Origin of the sequence: Paenibacillus sp. FSL R10-2736 (assembly GCF_038000245.1) — a bacterium.
Classification (GTDB): Bacteria; Bacillota; Bacilli; order Paenibacillales; family Paenibacillaceae; genus Paenibacillus_AQ; species Paenibacillus_AQ phytohabitans.
The window spans coordinates 1,132,124-1,156,685 of sequence record NZ_JBBOBN010000001.1 but is presented as its reverse complement, the minus strand read 5'-3'; the positions used below and the strand labels follow the sequence as shown (position 1 = coordinate 1,156,685).

At 50.9% G+C, this 24,562-nt stretch carries 17 protein-coding genes; 1 reads left to right on the top strand and 16 read right to left on the bottom strand.

The window, feature by feature from the left end:
- Positions 1-9: 9 nt before the first annotated feature.
- The 16 genes from NSQ73_RS05040 to NSQ73_RS04965 form a co-directional block, all read right to left on the bottom strand.
- Positions 10-1,611: an extracellular solute-binding protein gene (locus tag NSQ73_RS05040; RefSeq protein ID WP_340985598.1), complete on the bottom strand. Its 1,602-nt coding sequence runs from the start codon at positions 1,609-1,611 to the stop codon at positions 10-12.
- Positions 1,612-1,671: 60 nt separating this feature from the next.
- Positions 1,672-2,550 (bottom strand): carbohydrate ABC transporter permease, encoded by an 879-nt coding sequence (locus NSQ73_RS05035; protein WP_340985597.1) that lies wholly within the window; start codon positions 2,548-2,550, stop codon positions 1,672-1,674.
- Positions 2,551-2,587: 37 nt separating this feature from the next.
- Entirely contained in the window at positions 2,588-3,559 is a 972-nt protein-coding gene (locus tag NSQ73_RS05030; RefSeq protein WP_340985596.1) for an ABC transporter permease, read from the bottom strand.
- Between the two features lie 287 nt (positions 3,560-3,846).
- On the bottom strand, positions 3,847-4,350 hold the full coding sequence (locus NSQ73_RS05025; RefSeq protein WP_445669652.1) for an S-layer homology domain-containing protein: 504 nt from the start codon (positions 4,348-4,350) through the stop codon (positions 3,847-3,849).
- On the bottom strand, positions 4,272-9,302 hold the full coding sequence (locus NSQ73_RS05020) for a beta-galactosidase (RefSeq protein WP_340985595.1): 5,031 nt from the start codon (positions 9,300-9,302) through the stop codon (positions 4,272-4,274). Before NSQ73_RS05020 ends, NSQ73_RS05025 begins: the two co-directional genes overlap by 79 nt.
- A gap of 322 nt (positions 9,303-9,624) precedes the next feature.
- Complete coding sequence (locus NSQ73_RS05015) at positions 9,625-9,891, bottom strand: hypothetical protein (protein WP_042139617.1); 267 nt, start codon at positions 9,889-9,891, stop codon at positions 9,625-9,627.
- 139 nt (positions 9,892-10,030) lie between these two features.
- Complete coding sequence (locus NSQ73_RS05010; RefSeq protein WP_340985594.1) at positions 10,031-10,363, bottom strand: DUF3139 domain-containing protein; 333 nt, start codon at positions 10,361-10,363, stop codon at positions 10,031-10,033.
- Between the two features lie 129 nt (positions 10,364-10,492).
- Positions 10,493-11,272 (bottom strand): SDR family NAD(P)-dependent oxidoreductase, encoded by a 780-nt coding sequence (locus NSQ73_RS05005; protein ID WP_340985593.1) that lies wholly within the window; start codon positions 11,270-11,272, stop codon positions 10,493-10,495.
- 187 nt (positions 11,273-11,459) lie between these two features.
- Positions 11,460-12,122, bottom strand: a complete 663-nt coding sequence (locus tag NSQ73_RS05000) for a tetratricopeptide repeat protein (RefSeq protein WP_340985592.1) — start codon at positions 12,120-12,122, stop codon at positions 11,460-11,462.
- Positions 12,123-12,151: 29 nt separating this feature from the next.
- Complete coding sequence (locus NSQ73_RS04995) at positions 12,152-12,454, bottom strand: hypothetical protein (RefSeq protein ID WP_042139621.1); 303 nt, start codon at positions 12,452-12,454, stop codon at positions 12,152-12,154.
- A 485-nt stretch (positions 12,455-12,939) separates the two neighbouring features.
- A complete protein-coding gene (locus NSQ73_RS04990) occupies positions 12,940-14,127 on the bottom strand; it encodes a hypothetical protein (protein WP_340985591.1) in 1,188 nt (395 codons plus the stop codon).
- A gap of 1,054 nt (positions 14,128-15,181) precedes the next feature.
- Entirely contained in the window at positions 15,182-16,060 is an 879-nt protein-coding gene (locus tag NSQ73_RS04985) for a sugar phosphate isomerase/epimerase family protein (protein ID WP_305954229.1), read from the bottom strand.
- Positions 16,061-16,115: 55 nt separating this feature from the next.
- A complete protein-coding gene (locus tag NSQ73_RS04980) occupies positions 16,116-17,138 on the bottom strand; it encodes a LacI family DNA-binding transcriptional regulator (RefSeq protein ID WP_042139624.1) in 1,023 nt (340 codons plus the stop codon).
- 65 nt (positions 17,139-17,203) lie between these two features.
- Entirely contained in the window at positions 17,204-18,778 is a 1,575-nt protein-coding gene (locus tag NSQ73_RS04975) for a DUF3502 domain-containing protein (RefSeq protein WP_340985590.1), read from the bottom strand.
- A 79-nt stretch (positions 18,779-18,857) separates the two neighbouring features.
- Positions 18,858-19,745, bottom strand: a complete 888-nt coding sequence (locus NSQ73_RS04970; RefSeq protein WP_042141583.1) for a carbohydrate ABC transporter permease — start codon at positions 19,743-19,745, stop codon at positions 18,858-18,860.
- A gap of 43 nt (positions 19,746-19,788) precedes the next feature.
- The gene (locus NSQ73_RS04965) at positions 19,789-20,724 is read right to left on the bottom strand and encodes an ABC transporter permease (RefSeq protein WP_231637716.1); all 936 of its coding nucleotides are present in this window, start codon (positions 20,722-20,724) and stop codon (positions 19,789-19,791) included.
- Between the two features lie 442 nt (positions 20,725-21,166).
- Between NSQ73_RS04965 and NSQ73_RS04960 the strand changes: the two genes are divergently transcribed.
- Entirely contained in the window at positions 21,167-24,517 is a 3,351-nt protein-coding gene (locus NSQ73_RS04960) for a GH36-type glycosyl hydrolase domain-containing protein (RefSeq protein ID WP_340985589.1), read from the top strand.
- The last annotated feature ends 45 nt before the right edge of the window (positions 24,518-24,562 follow it).

Here is a 24,562-nt window from a genome sequence, read left to right as displayed (position 1 = left end):
TCTCAGCCGTTACTCAAAACTTGCCTTGTTCTGCTCGTACCATTCCTGCGCCTGGACCTCTACCTGCTCTCCGCCCAGCCGTTTCCATTCCTTACGGATTTCCTCAAGCGCCCAGGCACCGGTATACTTGCTTCCCTGTGTGGTAACCTTGGCGCGGATCTCATTGATAAAGGGCGTCATGGATGTCTGGATTTCATTGAATTCCACAAAGCTTGGCTGATATGGAATATCCCGTCTGAATTCATTCTTCATCGCCAGCTCAAGCCCCTGTTGGCTGAGCGCGGCGAGGCGCTGGGAAACTTCGTCCGCAGCGGCCTTCACCAGCAAGTCTTCCGGTTTGAACGTATTGTTGCGCAGGACGGCGTATTCTCCGGCGTATCCTACTTCTTTCTTGAATTTGTCAGGGTCGATCACCTTGGCGACTCCGTTCACGTCGGTGTAGTGCTCGCCCTCAAAGCCGTTGTTAAGTGCCTTCCAGCCTTCATCCACCATCCAGTCCAGATAATTCACAGCCGCTTCGGGATCGGCCATATCCTTGTTGAAGGCAACATAAATGAATGGGGAAGTCTCTTGATACAGGCCGAATTTGCCGTATTTCGTGGATACCGGCTCCAGCGGCACAGGCTGCGCATCCGGCACATTGGCCAGCATATCCTTCAGTTGAGATTCCATCGTTCCGCCGCCCCAGTTGGCGATATAGATGCCTGCTTTGCCGGTGGTCCAGAGCTGGATGGCCCGCTGATTGTTCTTGTCGGTCAAATATTCCTTATCGACCAGCCCCTGCTCGTATACCTGCTTCTCCAGGGACATGACATCGCCGAACCGGTCAAGCAGGGCACCGTACGCCATCTTGCCGTCTTCCAGATACCACTGGTTGTTCATATCCGCATAAATGGCCGAATAGAAGTCAAAGGTGGTTGAGCCTACGATCGGCGTGGTATCTGCGGTGCCGTTGCCGTCCGGGTCTCCATCCTTGAAGGCCTGGGCGACCTGAAGCAATTCGTCAATGGTGGTCGGCATGGCCAGTCCAAGCTTATCCAGCCAGTCCTGGCGAATCCAGGCACCGTGATTGGCAACGGAATTCATGGTCCGCTCCGTGGCGACTGCATACATTTTTCCGTCGAACGTCAGGTACGGCTTAAGTTCTGGATGCGCTTCCAGATAGGCTTTGTAAGAGGTGCTGTACTTCTCGATATATTCATCAATCGGCTGGATCGCCCCTTGAGTAACCAGCTTTCCGATATAACTGCGGTCATATTCCCAAATCAGGTCCGGCGCCTGGTTGGAAGCGATCAGCACATTTAATTTATCCTGGGCCTGTGCCCGGGGAACCGGAATAATCTTCACGTCTATCCCGCTCTGCTCCTTGATCCATTTGACCCAGCGGTTGTCCTCATAGGTGCCCTCATCGCTGGAAACGCCGCCGCGGTCGAACATTGAAACGCTTACAGCCTTGGGCTTGCTGTTTGTCGCCTCGGGGCTGGAGCTAGCAAGCGAATCTGTCTTGTTATTCGCCGTGTCCGTGTTGTTCGCGCACCCGCTCAGCAGCGTGGCCGCCGCTATCCCCAGCGTCAACGCTGAGGACAGCCATTTGGTTTTGTGGATTTTCATTTTTAAATAACCTCCCTTATTAATCTAGCATATCTTCAAGCTTGTGGTAAGCTCGTGATATCAGCCTTTGACCGAACCCAGCATAACGCCTTTGACAAAATGCTTTTGCAGGAACGGGTAAACACAGAGAATCGGCGTGATCGAGAAAACAATGGATGCCGCGCGTATTCCCTCCGGTGTAATGGAAATCTGCCCTACGCCTTCCCCGCTCTTCAGCAGTTCGGGACTGACCATTTCGATCATCTGATACAATCTGACCATCAGGGACATTTTGTCGGTGCTGTGGATATAAATCAGCACATTCATATAAGAGTTCCACCAGCCCACTGCATAGAACAGGGTCAGAGCCGCAATGACCGGCATGGACAAGGGAAGGATAATTCTCCAGAGTATGGTCAATTCATTGGCTCCATCTATCGCGGCGGATTCCTCCACCTCTTCCGGGAGTCCCTCGAAAAAGGACTTCATGACAAACATGTTATAGACGCTGATTAATGCCGGCAGCCAGAGCGCCCAATACGTGTTGATCAACCCCAGAGCGTTGATCATCAGAAAATGTGGAATCATCCCGCCGCTAAACAGCATGGTGAACAATACGGCCATCAGAATAGCGTTTCTTCCCCGCAGCCTGCTTTTGGACAAAGGATAGGCGCACAGCACGGTGAACAGCATGTTAAAAGCAGTCCCCGCAACGGTGATGAAAACCGTATTTTTCATGGCTACTACCAGTTGCCCGTCGTCAAACAGATTGCGGTAGGCGTCCAGATTAAAATCGACCGGCCAGAGGAAAACCTCCCCGCTGCTGATCGCCCGGCTGCCGCTGAAGGACGTGGCGATAATATTGATAAAGGGAAATACCGTTGCCGCGGCAAATAAAGCAAGCGCGATATAATTCAGCCACCGGAAAAATACAGATGAGAACTCGGCTTTGGCTTTCATAAATGTAATCGACCTCTTTCTGTAAGCATGATTCCTTCTACCACAGGCCCCGCTCTCCCATAGTCTTGATCAGCCGGTTGACCGAAATGACCAAGATAAAGGCGATAAGTGACTGGAACAGCCCCAGAGCCGTTGTGTAGCTGTATTGAAGATTTTCGATACCGCGGGTATAAACATAAGTGCTGATAACCTCGGCAACCTGGCTGACGGCGCTGTTCTTCATGGCGTAGACCTGCTCAAAGCCGACATCCATCATTTGGCCTACCCGGAGAATCAGCAGAATTGCGGCGGTGCTGCGGATCCCCGGCAAGGTGACATGCCAGATTTGTCTGAATTTACTGGCTCCGTCGATTTTGGCCGCCTCGTACAGGGTAGGGTCAATGCCGCTTATAGCCGCCAGATACAGAATCGTTCCAAATCCCGCCTCTTTCCATATGCTTGAAGCAATGAAGGATACCGGCCACCAGAAGGTGTCCGCCATGAAATAAATCGGCTCCAGACCAACCATTTGCATCAGCTGATTCACGATCCCGGTGGATGGGGACAGGATGGCGATGACGATGCTCCCCAGAACCACCCAGGAGATGAAATGCGGGATGTACAGCAGATTTTGCAAAACACGCTTGTAGCTGCTCCGGGTCACCTCATTGAGCAGTATAGCCAGAATAATCGGCACCGGGAAAGCAAATACGAGACTGTACAAATTAAGCAGCAGCGTATTGCACAGTACTGTATAAAATTCCGGGCTGGCAAACAGCTTCCTGAACTGCCCCAGACCTACCCATTCGCTCCCCCATATTCCATCCGCCAGCCTGTAATTTTTAAATGCAATAATTTCTCCGAATAATGGGGCGTATTTGAACAGCACAAAGAATACAGCAACCGGAATAAGCATGAAATACAAATATTTATCCCGCTTCAGCTGTTTCCGGAATCGGCCTTTGGATACTGCGGCTCCGGAGCCTTTCTGCATCGCCGGTGGAATATAGGGCTCTGCGGATTGTGACAAGTTAATCTCTCCTTTCTTGCTAAAGGCTCGTTCAGTAAGCGCATCCCCTATCTGAACGGCTGCCCTCAAATTAGCATGAAAGGAGGAGCTTCCGAAACCTTCACTTTCCCGTTTTCTACACCATTTCCCGATCCGGCACCCTTCATCATTTGTTCCAACCTTCATTTTTTAAGCCGGGCAGTACATTCGGTCCCTTTTTTGGAAGTTTATATAGCACAAATAGCGGCATTCCCGAAGGAATGCCGCCCATGCAATCATTGTAAAGATTCGCCGTCCTCTATCTTAACTTAAAATGCAGACGCAGCCGTTTTCTTCTCCATTATTCTCAGCAGGACCACTACCGCTTCGGCGCGGGTCGCGGTCTTCAGTGGAAGGAATTTCCCCAGAGCGTCTCCTTGGAGGAGGCCTGCTTCGGCTGCGCCGGATACCGCTGCTTTGGCCCAGGCCGGAATGGATGCTTCATCCTTGAAGGATATCCTCTCCGCAGCCGGCTTCACTTCCGTACCGTAATGCGCCCGCATGAGCAGAACCGCCAGCTCCGCCCGGGAGAGCGGCGCTCCGGGACGGAGGGTGCCATCCTCGTAGCCTTCTATCCATCCGGCCTGCACAGCCGCGGCCGAAGAGCTTCGCGCCCAGCTGCTTACCGACTGCGCATCCGTAAAGGACAGGCCGCTCAGACTCTCTGCCGGCTGCAGCGCCCGGGCCAGCAGCGTCAGGAACTCCTCGCGGACAACCTGCTGATCCGGACGAAAGGTTCCGTCCGCGTAGCCATTCGAGAGCCCTGCGGATATTGCCTGCAGGATGCTGTCCTGAGCCCAGTGTCCGCTAATATCTCTCGGTGCGGCTTCGGCGCTTGATCCATCCTTCTCCGGCTCAGCCGGAGAAGGGCTGGCGCGAATACGGCAAACTTCGTGAACCTATCCACCCCGGCAGTAAGCCAGTCTCCGTCCACCGTTCCTGCAAGCTCCACCCAAGTACGTTCCTGCTTGTTCCAGGCAAACATTGCGGGCTGCTGCTGCGCCTTCAACTGCGGCTTATTAAAGCGGATGCTCAGTGTTGCAGATTTGGCGGGCGTCAGGGAGGGCACCATAGTGATCTCATAGACCGGACTAATCATTCCTCCCGGCAGAGTTCCGCCGGAATCCTGCCCCGTCTGCAGCTTGTTGATGGAGAAGCTCACTGCAGTGTCCATAAATCCGCTGGGGAGAATGAGTCTGACCTCATCTCCGAGCCGCACCTCCCCGTCCTGCCCTGCCGCCAGACTCAGCTTGCCCGGCAATGTGACGCTGTCCGTGGTGCCGGGATTGCTGCCCGGATCGGGATGGCCGCCCTCCACGGTTCCCAAGTCAAGCAGCAGCGGCGTGAACGGGGCAAGCGTTACGGCCGATGCTCCAAGATTCTTGCCCTGGATCAATTCCTGTATGCTTTCCGGCGCCTGTCCATTGAGAAGTATATTTACCTGTTTGGCCTGCCAGCTGTAATTGGCGATATTCAGCAGCAGTCTGCCTTCGTATACACTGGTTCTCCACTCCACATTGGAGACTGTTTCTCCGGTTTGAGCATCCGTCAATTCCACCTGAAGCAAATTCTGCTGTCTGAGTATCGGAATAAGCTGCGCTTGCAATGCCGGGAGAGTCGGCGAAGTTAACGCGGTTGCAGTTCCTGTTACAGGAATAACTGCAGCATGCGCCATAATATAGCTTCTGGCCGCTTCCGGATGCGTCTGGTTATGAACATCCCGGATAAAGGAATCCTGGCCCAGCACAACCGCCTGCCCCCCTTGTTCAATATAGGCTTTGACGGCTTCTATAGTCTCTGCATCCACATTCCGGGCATCCGGAATAATCAGCAGCTTGACGGAAGACAGCTTGCCTTCCCCGATCTGTTTCTCACTTACAAAGCCGACCTTCTGTCCTGAGAGGGACAGAGCGGAATAGGCCCGGTCCACCGCCTCCAGATAAGCCGGACGGTACAGGTTGGACGCCTTAGAATACAGAACGGCCGTTTCTGCGGGAGCGTTCTGGAAGGAGGTCACCTCACGTGCCAGACGGTTCAGATCCATGCCTGTTGTGCCGATAGCCGAAACGACATCCGGACGGTACAATACACTGCCCTCGAAATCGCTGGCGGGATCATTGGTTCTTTCCCATACCCAAATGGTGGAAGCGCTTCGTCCATGGATAGCTCCCTGCCATATATCGTTGCGAACATGGGGCGCCTGTTCAGGCACATAGCGGCTGTCGCGGTCGGGAATGATGTGGTCTTCCGAATTGAACACAGGAGCCGTTTTAAAGGAGGACAGCAGATCATAATATTTTAGCTTCTCTATAATCGTTGCTCCCTCGTCATGCAGATAATTCCAGGCATCCAGACCATTCAGATCACTGAGGCCGGATATCTGCTCCGGATCTATCCCCCAAGATAACGGGGACTTGGCCAACTGGGACTTGGCCAGGACTCCACCCATGATTTTGACACTTACCGGGATATCCGGCGCCATTTCATGGATAATATCTGCCATCCATTCATGCCACTCAGCAAACAGCTGATCATTAAAGCTGATCCAGTCATAATAAAGTGCTGTCCGTTCCTCCGCCTGCGGCATCGCAACCTGCTCAAAGGATTCATAGGCGGTATTGTACACGGCATTCAGCTGTCCAATATCCGAATACATCTGCTTCAGATAAGACTGCCATGCAGGCTTTTGCGCAGGATCTTTATACGAGATGAACACCGGCTCATTGGACAATACGATATTCTGGAGAGCAGGATAATCCTTGACCATTGGAATCAGGGTGTGCAGATAATCCTCAATCGCCTCCCTTGCCTTCGGATGATTAAAGTTGAATTTGATGAAGCCGCTGTTAGTAGAACGGATTTCAGGGTACTTTTGCAGCAGGAATTCCGGGAAGTAGTGCGGTGACAGCAGCAGGCTCACCGCCTGATTATGTTCACCGGCACTTTGCAGCGCCTGCTGGATATCATTGCGGATGTTGGCCGTAGAAATGAGATAATCCTCTTTCACCACCGTACCGTCATCTTCAAATCCGGGATACGCCGCCAGATTGGCGGTGGTCCCGCTTTCCACAATGCCAATACTGTCGATCAGCAGAGAATCGGTTATATTCTCGGACACGATGCGGAAATCGAGTGAGGTCTCGGCACTGCCCGTGCGATAGGTTTTGGTAATTTTCTGCCAATCATAGGTTCCCGCCGGGATCCCCAGCCGGGTTGCGAAGGTCCCGAACCAGACGTTGTTTACATTGGCGCCTTTGACCCACATGCTGAATTCATAATTGGTGTTTGGCTTGACGGCTATTTTCTGCCATACCGTTCCGTACACATTTGCAGCCTTGGGCGTAAGGTTGACTATCTTCAAGGCCCGGCTTCCTTCGTGAACCACTTCTGTCCCGTAAGAAAAGCTCGCCTTGGCTTCCCCCCTGAGCTCCGTGCTCCACCCAAGTATCGTATTGGGCGATTGGAGGATACGGTTAGGCCCGGTTTCCATCTGGATCATGTTCGACCCAAGCTGGGACAGAACAGGAATATCCTTTTTCACCTGGGCAAAATGCCCGTAACCGGTAAAGAAGACCGGTCTTGACTCCTCTGCCCCTGTCTGCGAATTGATCGTGTTGCCAATGAAAGATTGCCGGTCGATAGTCACATCGCCGGTAACATAATGCGGAACCGGGAAACTGGTCTGTGTCCCAGCCAAATAAGCCTCAAGGCGGTCCTCGGTCTGCAGGTACAACAGCAACAGCTGGTCCCTGACATATTGCGCCCGTTCCAGTTTATTTTGGGCAATATCTTCCTTGCCGTAAGGAATAAATTTATCTATGACCGCAATATCCAGCTTTGCATAATCCACTGCGATCCCCTGCGCCTCCACCTGCTCCAGCAGCGCTTTCAATTCACCCATATCTTCTTCAAGCTGCTCTAAATCCTGTTCAATCTGAGTGCCGGAAGGAAGAATGTCGAGCTCCCACTCCAGTGTCCTCTCCTCGCCCGTTCCCGTTTCCCTGACCTCTGCCGTGAGCGATTGCTGTCCGGTCCCGGCAAAGGAGGCCGTAACCGGATACTGCAATACGGAATGCGCAGGTACTGTAATATTCCTCCATGCCGGATCCACTTGAGCTATCTTTGTCTGGAATTGCTTCGCCTGATCTGTGGAATTCACCAGATTCAGCTGAAAGTCCAGCGGCTCATTCTGCTCCGCTGTGTAGCGGTTCTCTTCCGGCTGCATATAATCACGGTCCAGCCATGCCGCCCACGTACTGTTTTGCGGGATGAAGAACAGATTCCCGAAGCTGTACTGGTCCTTCAGTTGCGCTATGCCCGGCGTCCATTCTACCCAATTCTTCCGTCCGGCTCCGTCATTGTCATTCAGCACAAAATTGAAAGGCATGGATGCCCCCGGTTCATCCGCATGGAGAGCGCTCCAGGGAATTTCAGCCTCATAGATGGTTTCGGAGCCAACCCGTTTGGTCTGCAACTGGATAGGCTGCTTATCGGCGGGCGTATCTCCCTGATTCCATGTCCATACCTCAGGCGCTCCATTCACATGGGCGAATCCATATTCCGGACCATACAACACACTTGTTCCCGAAGCGAACTGGATACTGTCCCCTGACCACATCGCTGCTCCGGCCACACCGGATTGCACATCATCGCGCACCTTCGCGGCAAGATAGAGGGAATCGGCGTCATATGCAAAATAGACCCTTCCCAGCAGATCATCGGCTCCCTGCCAGTTGGCCAAATTGGCCTGGCCGCTTCCGGGCAGTGGCAATTCAATGAAGGAGGCTCCGCTCCATTCACTTAAATCACCATCCAGGACGATTCCGTCCGCATAATAGACAGGAGCCGCTTTGCCTGCCGCCAGACTTCCAAGGAAAGTCTGCTCATCCGTCACCGTGCCTGCCCCGGCTCCGTTTACGCTATAACTGAAGGTAGAGACAGGACTGTCTGCATATCCCAAGCTTTTTGCATACGCTTTCAAAACTAAGGAATGATCAATGACGACCGGCCCGGTATACCATTCTTTTGTCGGAGACAAAACAGGGTCCGTGTTATCTGTTGTGTAGTAAACGGCAGCCGAGACGGTTGCTGTAGCCAAGCTGACAGCTGTGCCTGATTCCACTATTCCCGGCGGGGGATCGGCGCTGACGGCCGCAGCTTGTGGCACAGTCTCAAAGTCCCCGTTCTGCAGCAGATTGGTATCCGTTCCTGCCTCCACCATCGTCAAATCATCAAGCCAAAGCGCCGCTGTTACGCCCTCGGAGAGAACGGTGAACGGGTAAGAGGTGGCAGATGCATCTGTTGTAATAGTAAACATCATGGACTGCCAATCGAAGGTTCCCGTCGGCAGAGCCTTTTTTAGCGACCAGCCGGCATTCAGTGCGATACTTGAGTACGAGGCTTGAGTCCCCTTGACCTTCAGGCTCACCTGATAGGTGGTGTTGGGCTTCACTGGAACATTCTGCCGGATCGCCAGAAACACATTGCTGGCCTTGGGCGTCCGGTTCACTATTTTTAACGCGGCCTGACCTGCGCTGAATACGGTTTGGTCGATGTAGACTTCCCCGTCCACCCCATTGTTATTGTAGCTTGTTGGCCAGCCTGGAATATTGGCGATCGGCGCAGATGCGGCATATGCAGGGGGGATGTTAATCCCGCTGCACAGGATCAGCAGCACACTGAGCAGTACGGCAGCAACTCTTGCGGAATACCTTTGGGTTCTCAAAATCGAATGCCTCCTTTGCGGCTATAATTGGCTTCGCTTATTCTCGCTCTCCGGCCGGAGCTCCGGACGTTCCTCCTTTCTTTCAGAGTCTAAAGCACCTATAACCTACCATCTGGCATCGTTTTGTGTTATCTGCACCTTTTGTGACGGTCTGCTTTATTTGTGATTTTGAGGTTTCTATTTTTGTGCTTCTCTCTATCTAATGCTTAAGATGCGGGATGGCTATTCAACTGAGCCCCATTAATCCATAGAAAATAACACCCGCAGCAGGAGATATATCGCATCTCCATTCTGCGGGTGTTATCGTATATCTTGCTTATAGCTAGTAGCTGCGGCTGTCCTGTACATGAATATAGTTAACGCCTTGTGCGGTCAGTTTAGAGCCGCTCGTATTCGCAACGCGGACTGCTTTTTTCCCTTTGCCGCTGAGGGAGAAACTGATATTATTGGCCAGCTTATTCTCCACAATCTGTTCCAGTGCACTATGATATCCCCCGATTGTTATACCCTCCAGGTTCTCCAGCACCGGTTCTTTGCCCTCTTCAATCGTCTTGAGAATTTGATAGATCAACGACTTGCTTCCGTCCATCTTCCATTCGCCTCCCGGGTCTATTGTTAGCGTTTACATTCCTTTCAGCTGCGTACACAAAGTGAATACTTTTGTATATGTATGTCTTATTCGACAATGTATACCCATTACCTCTTATTGGAAAAGTGTAAAAGGTTGTTCAATAGTATGTTTCGTCCATATGTTTCCCGTACAGGCTTGACGTTCCGACAAGTCTGAATTCCCCATTTACTTTGGCATACGTATAGTTCACATCAGGCTCATCTTTGAACAGTACATCTGCATCATAGTCGCCCGATTTGAAGCTGTAGCCTCCCCGGATTTCCTGAATATTTGCAACCGGGTACGATCTTGTATTAACCAGATATTCTTTCACTTCACTAGCGATCTGACTTTTCTTATGAGGTAATCCGGTAAGCGAGAAATATATCCCCCCGGCCAATATAGTCATTACCACTAACACAATAATTGAAATCCGGTTTTTAAACCTCAAAGGATAGCCTCCGTTACAAATTAGATTTTTAAAATGGAATAGAATAACATATTTTTACATCCGACTCTATTTTAGCATAATAACATCAAAAAAAGCACCGGTTAAGGTGCTTCTCTCATTACAACATGCTTAAGCGTTCTGCCGGTAAACCGGTGCACCCAGGGGAGAACTGCCCGCTCCGCCGTCTACAGCGATATCGGCACCTTGGATATAAGAGGAATCATCCGAGGCAAGGAACAGCGCCACCTTGGCAATCTCTTCCGGGTCACCCGCACGGCCCAGCGGAATGGAAAGCGACATGCCTGCTTCCACCTGGCTCCAGTTATCCATCGCGGATTGTCCCCAGATGGGTGTGCGCGTCACGCCAGGGGCAATGTTGTTAACCCGGATGCCCAGCGGGGAGAGCTCCGAAGCCAGCACTTTGGTCATGCTGCTGACCGCCCCTTTGCTGGCGGCGTATGCGGAGTTGCCGGGTCTGCCAGCCTTTGCCAGCACGGAGCCGGTCAGAATAACTGATGCCCCGGCCTTCAGATGAGGCAATGCGGCCTGAACGGTGAAGAATACACCGGTCACATTAATCTTGAGCACTTCCTCAAAAGTCGCCAAGTCTGTGCTGCCGAGTGGTGTTGAAGCCGCTATGCCTGCATTGGCATAGACAACATCCAGTCTGCCGAAAGCCTCCATGGCTGCATTCACAGCCGTCACAGCGCTCTGCGGATCTGTCGCATCGGCTTGAACCGCAATGGCATGCTCCGCGCCCAGTTCTTCTACCGCCGCCTGCAAAGATACCGGATTGCGGCCGGTAATAACGACTCTGGCACCTTCAGCAACAAACAATTTGGCGGCAGACAACCCGATTCCGCTATTCCCTCCTGTAATCAAGGCAACCTTACCCTCAAGCTTTCCCATCGTGAACACTCCTTAAGTTATAAGTTTATTTGTTGTTACTGTGTAATCAAGCTTCTGACTGTTATTGAGACCGAACGTTCTACTATTATCAAAAAAAATTTATCCGCCTCACATTTGCAATCTTAGCATATTGAGAACGAACGGTAAAGTATTATTTTAAACAGTCGTTCTCAATAATGCCCCTCAGTTAACTCTCTCCATGAATTTGCTTGGTCACCGAGACCTCCAGCTTCTCAATAAAGCGCAAAGCCTGATTGCTGCCGGGCTCAAGCTCCAGCAGTTTACGGGCTATTCTTAGTGCCGTCTCGTAGTCTTTCAGTTTTGCATGGCAATAGATGATGCAGTTCATGCACTCCGTTTCATCCGGCTGGATTTTGGCCGCCAGCCCGAATGCATCCAGCGCCGCCTTAAATTCACGCATTTCCAGAAGAACAAGACCTTTATTACGCACAGCATCATAACAGGACAGATCCAGTTCAAAGGCTCTCTCAAATTCCTTGAGGGCTGACTTGGAATCAGACATCCTAACGTAACACATTCCCAGGTTCAGATGCGTTTCAGACTGCGCTTCATTGAGCTTCAAGGATTGCTCATAACATTGCTGCGCCTGTACATAGTCCTCAACCTCATAATAATAGGTTCCCATATAATATAGAGCATCTTCACTGGCCGGATTCATTCTCAGAGCTGTCTCATAATAACGGAACGCTTTGTCCAGCTCCCCCAGTCTGAAATACACCCGGCCGAGATTAAACACTGGTCTTTCCCACTCCTCCGTGAACAGTGCAAGCGCGCGAACGAAATCCCCGCTGATATACGCTTCTTCACCCTGATCGTAAAAACTATCCACTTCCATCCCCTCCCTTTTATCCAGCTCCTCTATATAGACAGCCATGCAAAAAGGAACAGATATCCCGCGATCCACAGCAGCGCAGCAATAATAATTAAAGCCCCTAAGTACCCCACCCAGCTGGCCGGTTTCCAGTTAAATTTAAAAATACAAAGCGAGACAACAATCAGAGCCGCCGATGGAACTCCAACAATTTGCAGCACTACCGTACTGATGATATCCATGATCCACCCCTGGGTAAGCCAATGATTCGTCAGCATGAAAAAGAACACGATTGATGCGATATTCAGCACAACCGCGCCGATCCACAGTATTTTAACGGCTTTAACCATGCTCCACCTCCCACCTCTATCTCATTACCCGGCATACTGGTAAATTTTTCACAGCACCAGATATTCTGCAAATTGGATTGAAACAGGGTATCTGCTATTCACCACCGTAACTACACTTGCCCACACTTTAACTGTACTTTCTACAACTAAAAGTGATTTTTAATCACCCTTGAGAACTTTAATTGCAGTTCGTACACTTAAAAAATCCACTTTTGCCATAAAGGTACACTTTCCTTAATTTTAGTTGTACAGAATACACTTCGCCCGGTAAATCGGGTTTTTCTTCGTCTTTTAATTGCAGGAAATACAGTTATCCATTGACGCTGAACGGATGCCGAACGAAACGCTTTACAAACTCCGTACGCAGGCTTCCGCGTTATATGTCATGTACCTTTTTCAGTTCAATCAATATATATCTATGGTGTACAAAAAAAACGGGCCGCCCCTCGCCAGGACGGCACCCGTTTCTTCATTCATTAAAAACCTTACCGCCCCGTAGTCTCAAAAGAAAACTTGGACGTCCAGGTGGCACCTGCATCCTTCGTCACATAAAGTGTCGAGCTGTTCAGGTCTCTCACCGCAAGCCAACCTTGATTATGGTCGGTGAAGGAGATCGTCCCTTCGTAGCCGGGAACCGTCATCTGATTACTCCAGGCCTGCCCGTTATTCTTGGTGAGCCCGATCCCCACTTGTTCCGCTGCGGGCTGGAATCCCACCAGGAAGGCGGTTGTTTTGCCGATCACCACCAGATTGCCGGGGCTGCCTGAAGCCGGCCCCTTCTTCACCTTGGCTGCACCGCTTCCCGGAGCCGGACCGCCTCCAGCCGTCTCTTGGGCAATCACCCGCGTCCAGCTGCCGCCGGAGTTAGCGCTGCCGTAGAGCGAATACGAAGTCTGCGACATTCCATAACCGCCGTACAGTACGGCATACACCTGACTGCCGTTCGCATAGATTTGTCCGTATGAGGGTTCAGCGTAAGAAGATTTCAGCATCAGCTTCCAGTTCGTTCCGCCGTCTGCCGTCCGCATCACCTGGTACCCGCTGCCCGGTACAACGACCACGGCCCATCCGCTGCTCAGGCTGGTGAAATAAGCTCCGCGTGTATTCGCTGGTGTCTTAATCAGGCTCCAGCTCTCTCCGCCGTCATTCGTATAATAGGTGGACGCACGGTTGTAGCCGAATCCCTTGCTGCTGTCGAGGAACTCTACCCTTTCAAAGGTCACGGCCTTATTCGACAGCCTTTTCCAGGTAGAGCCTCCATCCGTGGTCCGGATCAGATATTTAGCCTGACCGTCATTGACCGCGGCAAGTGCCCAGCCATGGATATTATCAGGGAAGTCGATCTGCTGAAAGCTCCACTGCCCTTCATAAATCTTCTGGAAATGGCAGCCTCCGTCCGAGGTTCCAATCAGGAATCCGTTCCCGGCTGCCCGCCCCGTATCTGCACTCAGAAACTCTACATCAGAGAAGCTAAGCGGGATCGCATCTGCTCCGCTATGTGCTGCCTGCAACTCCTGAAGCAGCCCATGATCTCCCGTGCTGCAGGACGGAGCCGGGGTTGGTGCCGGCGCCGCCGCCTGCACCGGAGAAGCCGAGGTCCCCCAGCCTAGAGTAAGGAGACTAGCGGTAAGGAGAGTTAATGTGATCTGCTGCAATCTGGTTGTCCAATTCATTGGTGACACCTCCTAGAATATATATACCCTGTATGCGGACTGCTACTCTGCGCTGTGTAATTGCTTTTCCGGCACAATCCACAAGAGCATTCAAGATGAGATTATCGCTTGTTCGAGAAATCAACCTGTCAGCCTAACCTCGGAGGGTTGCGGGTCTATATTCACTTATGAGTATATTAAGAGTAAAACTCCTGCAATTCAATGTATATTATAAATGGTACAAAACTGTAACCAATTGAACTGTTACATTATTGCTCTGTGGTTTAAATAATAAGTACAGAAGCTTACTAACATACAGTTACTAAGAGCAACTAAGGGAAGTGAACGAGTATGATAAAAAAGGACATTCAACATGCGCTCCTCTCCAATCTGTGGCAACGCGTTCACTTGATCAGCGGAGAAACTTACACCGGAGTATGTAAAATAGATCACTCAACAGATGCACTACACATTGCAACGAACAAAGGCAGCTTCACTGTCCCTTACTGGACAATCAAGCGTTTCGTTTAAGGCCTAGTTTCCGCGAACTGTCACCAAAATAAAGTATCTACCTCTGTTTCCTTCGCCGGACTCACTTTTGGCGGAATGAAGCAGGGGTATTTCTGCTTCTTATTCCTGCGCCGGACCCACTTTGGAGCCGAATTAGATGCCCACGTTCCCTCTGTACGCGGAATTCTGACGGTTGGGCGGCTTCAGATCCGGTATTGTTGTACTTTTTGCAGGATTTCTGGCGGTCGAGCGCTTCAAATCCGGTATTGTTGCACTTTTTGCAGGATTTCTGGCGGTTGGGCAGCTTGAAGCCCTGTATTGTTGTATTTTCTGCAAGATTACTGCGTACCGGCAGTTTTGAGTCCGGTATTGTTGTATTTTCTGCAAGATTCCTGGCGGTGACCTATACTCCCCTCCTTCCCGCGTCATTCCCGCCTAACTCCCGCGCCGGCGTGTCCTGCTCCCGGCCAGCCCGCTGTCACTCCCCTACAGGGGGAGTAGTTCCAAATACAACAAGACCCCATCCTCCACATGCGTGGATAACGAGGTCTTGTTGTCGTCAAAGTCAAATCACCGGATTCGGCACAAAGCTGCCTCCGCGGCAATGCTTTAAATAATTCAGGGCATGTACCTGGCCGGTCATCTCCAGCTCATCGCGGTAAACCGGATCATGCCAGCCTTCGATGTCGATTGTGCCCTTATAGCCGCCCTGGCGGAGAATGGTGATAATATCCGTCCAGTTGGTATCGCCGAAGCCGGGCGTGCGGTCCCATACATAAGGCTTGGGACCATGAATCCCGTATTCCTTGATAATGTCCCAGGCGATAGTGACATCCTTACCGTGCACATGGAAAATCTTATCCACCCATTTGCGCAGCTGCGGGACCGGGTCAATCAGCGCAGTCAACTGGTGGGCAGGCTCCCACTCCAGCCCGAGATTATCTGCCGGAACGCTATTGAACATCTTCTCCCAAGCTGTAGGGTTATGCGCGATATTCCAGTCGCCCTTCTGCCAGTCCCCGCCCATCGCACAGTTCTCAAAAGCAATCCGCAGACCCTTGTCCGCGGCCCGCTTCGACAATCCTCCGAATACTTCGGCGAATCTCGGCAGGGACTCGTCAATTGAAGAGCCGGGCAGCCGCCCGGTGAAGCCGCCGACAATGTCCGTGCCGAACAAGTGGGCATGTTCAATCAACTGCTCCCAGCCGGCAAGGGTATCTCCACTCTCGGGGTTGCCGCCAAGCGGATTACCATAGATCCCGACAGCAGAGATCACGAAGTGATGCTCAGCCGCCAGCTCCCGAATCCGGGCGGCTGTCTCCACCAGATCGGTATCGCCAATCGTCTGCCAGAAATTCAATTGGAAGGATTCGAAGCCATGCTTCACAATCTGCGGAATGACCTGGACGGCTTCACCGCCCCGGACCAAAGTGCCTATTCTCAAAGATTCTTGCATCCTGGATATCAACTCCAATACGTTTATAGTCAGCGCCCTGCTGTTATCGGCTCTTGATCATTTTGCAGGAGCCCCGTTTGAGCAAGACCGCATCATAGACAATATGCTGATGGTTTGTGCGATTCGAAATAAGATCAAACAATACCCCTACACTGGATAGAGCCATTTCCGTACCCGGCTGGCTGATCGTATCCAGCGCAGGATGATAATATTCTGCCATCTCAATGCCGTCAAAGCCGATAATCGAAATATCATCAGGGATGGACAAGCCGGCGGTAAGCACAGCCTTGGCCGCACCGATGGCAATGGTATCGGAAGCAGCAAATATTGCGGTCACCGCTCTGTCCCGGTTAAGCAGTCTGCGTGCAGCGTTGAAGCCCGAGCTCGGACTGTATTCACAATCCTCTACAAGCCCGGCATTGTAAGGCAGATTATTTTCTTCTAATGCAAGCTTATATCCCATAAGCCGCCGGCTGCCCGTAGTTTCATCCAATAAAGGTGATTTGGCCAGGAAGCCAATGTTCTTGTGTCCAAGTGAGATTAAATAACTGGTCGCCTTGTAGGCCTCTTTCGATTCATTGATGGTTACGCTGGAGAATATGGCCGGGTCCACTTCCTGGGATGTAGTGATCGTCGTCAGTACAAACGGAACCGTCAGCTGCTTGAACTTCTCTTCGGAATGATTATACGTACCGCCCATGAAAATAATCCCGCTTAAGTTCTTCTCCTTCACCAATTGAATCGCCGCATTGATCTCATCAGTCCCATCCTCTACCTGATGGATGAGAAACGGATAGCCGCGCAGATTGACCTGCCGTTCAATTTCCTTGATCATGATGGCGAAGAACGGATTGGTAATCCCCTTGACCATGAGTGCAATGTTCTTGGATTGCGTGGTTTTTAAATTCCGTGCGTTGGAATTCGGAATATAATTGTATTCCTTCACGACACTCAGAACCTTCTCGCGGGTCGCATCACTCACCAGTCCCTTATTGTTGATAACCCTGGATACAGTCGAGATGCCGACTCCGGATATCCGCGCGATATCCTTAATATTAACGTCCACACTACTCCCCCATTTATAGGTAAGGGAGCTATAGACTATAGCTCCCCTCTAACCTATTTCATTCTTTAGTTAACAGGTGTAAATTCTGCCAATTGTTTCTCTACTTCGGCAATGACCTTGTCAACTCCTGCTTTTGTCAGCTGATCGCGGTATTCTGCTACAGCTGCCTTTGGATCTTTGCTTGTTTTACCCAGCATGAGCTGAATACCGAGCTGTGCATTGACGTTCGAGATCGAAGCAATTTCAGTTGTTACATTCGAAGGATCGAAGCTGAAGCCGTTGTACGGATCATCGATTGCTTCTTTATCCCATGCAGCAAACAGGTCTTTACGGATCGGGTTCTCAGTATCACTCGGAATCACGAATTTGTCGTTTCTGAGGGACCAGGCTGAGAAGCCTCCACCATCTGTTTTTTCATTGAAGCCTTCCGGCTGCTTCTTCACGCCATTTTCAATGACGTAGTGCTTGCCTTCGATACCGTATTGCATCAGGTTGTAGTAGCTTTCATCGGTCATGAATTTCTCAATTACCATCAGAGAGCGCTCCGGATTGGAGGAATTCGCGCTGATTACTGTCGAGTTGTCTACACCCATTTTACGCTTGATTTTCTTATTCGCTTCAGCAAAAGTATAGAAGCTTGTAGGAGAGTCAGGCAGTGCCTTGATATCTCCGCCGTACTGCCCGATCCAGTCCTGGGCATGAGTCAGATAACCCGCAGAGTTCGCTGCTCTGAAGTTGTCCTTGCTGCCGAGGGAAGCGGACAGAACGTCTTTGCCCCAATAGCCCTTGTCGCCCCACTCACGCATTTTCACAGCCCAATCCTCGAATTCCTGGGTGAAGGCTGGATGGAATACGGTCTTGTAATCCTCCGGGCTCTTGGTGACCAGATTCAATTCATTCAGCGAGATACCAGGTGCGTTCAGCCACATGTCTGTAGTATCTACTAGCATTCTGTACATGTTCTGTGCATCCTCAGCCTTACCGTTAATTGGCGGGAAGGATTCGTTGGCAACCACATTATCCATGTATTTAACCATATCATCGATTGTCTTAATTTCGGTCATGCCGTATTTCTTCAGCAGATCCGTACGGTATGCATAACCGGCAGGCGTGTATTCACTGAACAGACTCGGTACGCCGTAGATTTTGCCATTGACCTTGGTGTTCTGCCATGACGCTTCAGGAATCTCCGCCTTCAGCTTAGGCGCCACCTTGTCCAGCATGTCGGTAATGTCAGTCAGCGCCCCTTCAGTAGCCAGGGTGTAGTAAGACACAGCGGCACCCGGAGAAGCATGCGACAGATCGAACGATTCGCCGGAAGCGAACAACAGCGGATACTTGGTAGCTACGTCCGGCCAGTCAATATACTTGATTTCAAGTGTAGTATTCAGATCAGCCTTAAGCTTCTTATTGATCTCAGCCAGAATTTCTTTATTGGTAACTCCTTCACTGCCCCACAGGTAGTACACCAGCTTTGCTTCCTTAGAGGTGTCTACTCCTCCAGCATTGGTGGAAGTGGATGGAGTGTTCGACGAACCTGAATTATTTCCATTTGCATTATTGCTTGACGAACAAGCGGATAGCACTCCAGTAAGCATGAGGACAGCAGCTAGAGAAGAAGCAATCTTTTTACCTTTCATTCGGTAAGCCTCCCTTTTCTTTTCTATATTATGGATTTTGCATCTATAACAAACACCCTTCGATTGAAGAAGGCGTCCATTAACCTTTAACAGCACCGACGGTAAGACCGGTTACGAAGTAACGCTGAATGAATGGATACAGGAGAATGATCGGGCCTGTGGCCAGTACGGCTGTAGCCATTTTAATTGATTGGGTAGGCAGATCGGCTGTATTAATGACCGCTCCCGAGTTGATGAGACTGCCCATATTCGCCTGGTTGATCATGCGCTGCAGGAAGTACTGGAGCGGGAACTTGGTCGGAGAGTCCATGTACAGCATCCCGTTGTACCACTCATTCCAGAAGCCCAGCGCCGAGAACAGCCCGATAGTCGCCAGTGAAGGAACCGCCAGCGGCATGAAGATCCGCCAGTAGATGCGGAAATCGCCAGCGCCGTCAATCGTGGCTGATTCATACAGGGAATCCGGGATCGCCTTCATGAAGTTACGCATCAGGAAGATCGACCACGCCCCTACCACAGCCGGCAGAATCATGGCGAACAGGTTGTCTTTCATATGCAGATGCTTGACCATCAGAATATAAGTCGGAATCAATCCTCCGCTGAACAAGGTTGTGAAATAGATCAGGAAGGAGAAGAAGTTACGGTATTTGAAATCCTTGCGGTTCAGGACAAATCCGGCCATGGACATCATGAACAGCCCGAGCACCGTACCTACGACTGTGATAAAAATCGTAACCTGATAAGCATCCACCAGCTTGGAGGAGTTACTGAGCAACAATTCGTAGGCCTTGAAGGAAACTTCATTCGGAATCAGCTTATATCCCTCGCGGACAATCTCCTGCTCATTCATGAAGGAGGAAGAGATCATCAGCGCAAAAGGAAACACACAGAACAGTGCAAAGATCGTGATGCAGATGTAACTGATCACTTTTATGAAAACACTGCCGGAATCCTGTTTGATTTTAATAGATGTACTTGCCATTTTCATCACCCCTGTTTCGTGTCTTGTCTTAGAACAACGCGCTGTCCGGTTCAACCTTGCGTACAATAAAGTTAACCACAAGCACCAGGACCAGGCCGAATAAGGATTGGTAGAATCCTACTGCAGCACCCATCGAGAAGTTAAATTGTCCCACCAGGGAGCGGAAGACATACGTATCTATGATATCCGTCTGCGGATACAGCACGGAGTTTGTGCCAATGAGATTGTAGAACAGGTCGAAGGAGCCTTTGAGAATCCCGCCCATACCGAACAGCAGGAGCAGTATAAAGGTCGGCTTCAGAATAGGCAGGGTCATGTAGCGGATCCGCTGCCAGGTAGTAGCACCATCCATGTAGGCAGCCTCGTACAGATCATGGTTAATCCCTGTGATCGCAGCCAGATAGACAATCATACCGTAGCCGGTACCCGCCCAGATCTTGAAGGCCACAATAATGTATTTCCAGATGCCCGGATCGTTATAGAACTCATAACGGTCCAGCCCTGCCCCCGAGATCATCGTATTGATGAATCCGGAGTTGAAGTTGAATAGATTGTAAGCAAACACACCAACGATAACCATTGAAATGAAGTTTGGCAGGAGAATAACGGACTGGGAGATCTTCTTGAACCATTTCCCGGTTATCTCCGACAACATGATGGCAAACACAATCTGAATAATATTACCTAAAGCAAGGAATACCAGATTGTAGAGCAGCGTATTCTTGGTGATATTCCAGAGCTCTCCGGTCTGCACCAGGAATTCAAAGTTCTTCAGACCGATGAAATCACTGCCAAAGATACCTTTGTTGAGCTTGTAATCCACGAATGCAACATAAGCGCCGGGCATTACCGCATAATGAAAGACCGCGAAATACACAATGACAGGCAGCAGCATGAGATACAGCACTTTGTTCTTAAACAGTTCCCGGACGATATTTCCGCCCGCATGTACAAATCTTGCCAATGAGCCCACCTCCAAATTGAACGATGCATTCTTACAACATGCATATCTTTGTTTCACTTCTTGTCCTGCAGCCGGAATAACAACTGCGTGCATACCTTTAATATTTAACCGTATTGGACAGTATAGAAACGTTTCCATTATTTCTTTGTGTTTCCCCTTGCTCAGAGCATACTCCCAAGTTGTATACGCTGTCAAACATTTTTTATTTTCGAATTACAAGTAAAAAAATTACATTCCGCGTTACAAAAACGATAATCTGGTCGTTTTTTCGCAGATAATTGACTTTTTTTCGTCTTCAGACTAATATCGAGATGTATCACTTATGGAAACGTTTCTATTTATTCTTTACACGGACATGTCACCTTGTTCTTGTGACATCTGATGATGAATTCCCCCTAACCTAATTCATGTCCCAATCACGTACTGGAAAGAGAGGGTTATTATGATTTTCAAACAACAATCAAACATGATTACCTTAACCCGGGATGACCTTAGTTATACGTTCCTGCCAACAGGAGACATCTTCGAGTTCACCCATGAGTCTACTCTCATTAATCAGTTCCAAGGCAATCCTGTAGATGGTTCAGCTAATAATATCTATCTGCGCGTGCATACGGAGCAAGGAATCAGCAGCTATCCTTTACTCGGAATCCGCTCGGGCTCCAAGCTGTCCCATAGTCAAGACCAACTGATTTTTGAAGGTTCTATAGAAGCAATCAGCTACCGTGTGACCTTCGCGCCTGCCCGGGACGGAATCTGGTTCTGGCATATTCAGCTCTCCGGCAGCGGTGAGACCGTGGATGTGGTTTATGGACAGGATATCGGTGTCGCAGGCAAAGGCGGCGTTCTGGCCAATGAGCTGTACATGAGCCAATACCTGGATCACAGCATCTGGGAAGGCAAGAACGGCTATGCCGTATGCTCGCGCCAGAACCAGCCGCAGGGCATTGCTTTCCCTTATCTCCAGCAGGGTGCAGTGGGTACGCGCGCAGTAGGCTATTCTACTGACGGTATGCAGTTCTTCGGCGTGTCTTACAAAGGCAGTTATGTACCTGAGGTGCTTAGCGGCAATCTGCAGAACAGCAACTATCAATACGAGCTGGCCTATACCGCGCTGCAGACAGAGCTTATGACGCTGTCCGCTGCCGCCGAATTCGCCTTCTACGGACTCTTCCGCCCTACTCATCCGGCTGCTGTTACAGAGCTTGAGTTCCAGGCCGAGCTGCAGGCAGCTTACGATGAAATCGACTGGAGCGCGGGTGAGGCTGTGCCGAGCAGAGATGTGCCTGTGCTAAGTACTGATATTGGCACACCTTATGTCTCTGCACAGTGGACCCAGGCTGAGATTGATGCGGCTTACCCTAACCGGAAGCTTGAAGAAATAGAGAACGGGGAACTGCTCTCCTTCTTCACTGAGGAGCATGTCCACGTAGTCCTGCAGCCCAAGGAACTGCTGGTTGAACGTCCGCACGGCCATATCATCACTACGCTGCTCGATAAAAGCCAAGTCGATAACAACCTAATTTCTTCCACTAACTATATGTACGGGATCTTCAACGGCCAGACGGTTGTCGGCAATACCTCTTTCCATAAACTGCTCTCCACACCACGCGGCCTGCTGAATATTCAGAGGAACAGCGGACAGCGGATCTATGTCCGCCTGGATGGGGTCTACCGGATTCTTACGCTCCCGGCAGCTTACGAAATGGGCGTTAACTTTGCCAGATGGCATTACCAGATTGAGGATGATCTGCTCACGGTTACCGTCTTTGCCGCAGCAGGCCAGCCGGATGTTGCCCTGCAGGTTCAGTCGAAGCTCGGCAAATCCTATGATTATCTGATCACGAACCAGCTTGTTATGGGTGAGCATGAATTCCAGCATCCGGTAAGAGTTGAAGCCAAGGACGGAATTCTGCAGGTTCTTCCTGACGAAGCGTCCGTGCAGCAGCTTCCTTATCCCGGTCTGCATTTCGATATCCAGCTTCCGGGAACCGCCTATACGTACAGCGATGACCGGATGTTCTATACGGACAGACAGCCGCGCAACGGAACGCTGCTGACGATTTCCGTCACGCAGTCGGCAAGCTTCCAGCTTGTAATCCAAGGCCGGCTCACACAGGCCGACAGTCTTCCCCTGGTCTCTCCTTACACTCCGGAAACCGAGGAAGCGCTGTTTAAAGGCTTCTATGAGACATTTACTTCGGGCTTCCACCTCCAGCTTGAAGGAGAAGAGCAGTCACGGATTGATATTCTGAACGAAACTGTATGGTGGTACACCCATAATGCGATGACCCATTTCATTATGCCGCATGGCCTTGAACAGCCGGGCGGAGCCGCATGGGGTACACGCGATGTATGCCAGGGACCGATGGAGTATTTCCTGATGACCCAGCATTATGAGCTGGCCAGAAATGTACTGCTGAAGATCTACTCCCACCAGCTGTGGGAGAGCAAGGAATGGCCGCAATGGTTCATGTTCGACCAGCATCCGGTACAAGCCCATGAATGGCATGGCGATGTCGTACTCTGGCCGCTGAAATGCATCAGCGATTATATTATGGCTACAGGGGACTACACGATCCTTCAGGAACAGGTAGCTTACCACCATCTGGCAGATGCCCTGCCAAGCCAGCAGACCGAAACTGTACTTGAGCATGTCAAAGCTGCTGTAAAGACGATCCGCGAACGCTTCGTACCGGGCACTTCCCTGATCAATTATGCCGGCGGCGACTGGGATGATACGCTGCAGCCTGCTGATGAAGCCTTGAAGACCAAGCTCGTGAGTGCCTGGACTGTCGCTTTGGCCTTCCAGGTCATCCGCAACCTGTCGCAGGTCACTACAGCCGATGCCGAATTCTCCGCCAGCCTTGCTGTAATGGCCGAAGAGATGAAGGAATCCTTCCGGACGCTGCTGATCAAGGATGGCGTAATCGCCGGCTTCGCCTACTTCCAGGAAGACGGAAGCATTGATTATATGCTTCATCCGCTGGATCAGCAGACGGGTATTAAGTACCGGTTACTGCCGATGACACGCAGTATCATCGCTGAACTGGTCACCCCTGAACAAGCGGTCGCCAATTTCCGCCTGATTGACGAGTATCTGAATCACCCGGATGGCGTACGTCTGATGGATCGTCCCGCCCGCTATGAAGGCGGCGTAAGTACGATCTTCCGCCGTGCCGAGCAAGCCGCCAGTGTCGGCCGCGAGATCAGCCTGCAGTATGTGCATGCCCATATCCGCTATCTCGAAGCCTCCGCCAAGCTTGGCGAAGCTGACCGCGCCTGGGAAGGCCTGTTCCAGATCAACCCGATCAACATCCGGCAGAGCGTCCCTAATGCCCAGCTGCGCCAGAGCAATATGTACTTCAGCAGCTCGGACGGGAATTTCCCTGACCGTTACAGCTATCAGCAGAACTTCGATCAGCTGCGCGACGGCAGTGTAGAAGTCAAAGGCGGCTGGCGCCTGTATTCCAGCGGTCCCGGAATCTATCTCAACCAGCTCATCTCAGCAATCCTGGGTATCCGCTTCAGCGAAGAAGAGCTGATCATTGATCCGGTACTGCCGGCCATTCTTGACGGACTGCGCTTCACTTATGAGTGCTTCGGCCGTCCGTTAACCTTTGTTTATCACATCGGCTCAGGCCCGGCTCGTACTCCGGAGCTGCATGCAGCGGGAGTTGCGGTTACCGGCCAGGTCCTGTCCAATCCGTACCGCCCGGGTGCCGTAAGCATTGCCAAGAACAACCTGCTTACACTGCCCGGTGATGAACTGCATATCTATTTGGCACAATAATATATACAGACGATAACATTCAGTACGCTTAACGAAGGAGTTCGC

Bases quoted from the DNA above. Each gene is read 5' to 3' on its own strand.
- NSQ73_RS05035 (WP_340985597.1), bottom strand. From the start codon at position 2,550: ATGAAAGCCAAAGCCGAGTTCTCATCTGTATTTTTCCGGTGGCTGAAT.
- NSQ73_RS04960 (WP_340985589.1), top strand. From the start codon at position 21,167: ATGATTTTCAAACAACAATCAAACATGATTACCTTAACCCGGGATGAC.
- NSQ73_RS04995 (WP_042139621.1), bottom strand. From the start codon at position 12,454: ATGGTTAAAGCCGTTAAAATACTGTGGATCGGCGCGGTTGTGCTGAAT.
- NSQ73_RS05005 (WP_340985593.1), bottom strand. From the start codon at position 11,272: ATGGGAAAGCTTGAGGGTAAGGTTGCCTTGATTACAGGAGGGAATAGC.
- NSQ73_RS04975 (WP_340985590.1), bottom strand. From the start codon at position 18,778: ATGAAAGGTAAAAAGATTGCTTCTTCTCTAGCTGCTGTCCTCATGCTT.
- NSQ73_RS05015 (WP_042139617.1), bottom strand. From the start codon at position 9,891: ATGGACGGAAGCAAGTCGTTGATCTATCAAATTCTCAAGACGATTGAA.
- NSQ73_RS04990 (WP_340985591.1), bottom strand. From the start codon at position 14,127: ATGAATTGGACAACCAGATTGCAGCAGATCACATTAACTCTCCTTACC.
- NSQ73_RS05040 (WP_340985598.1), bottom strand. From the start codon at position 1,611: ATGAAAATCCACAAAACCAAATGGCTGTCCTCAGCGTTGACGCTGGGG.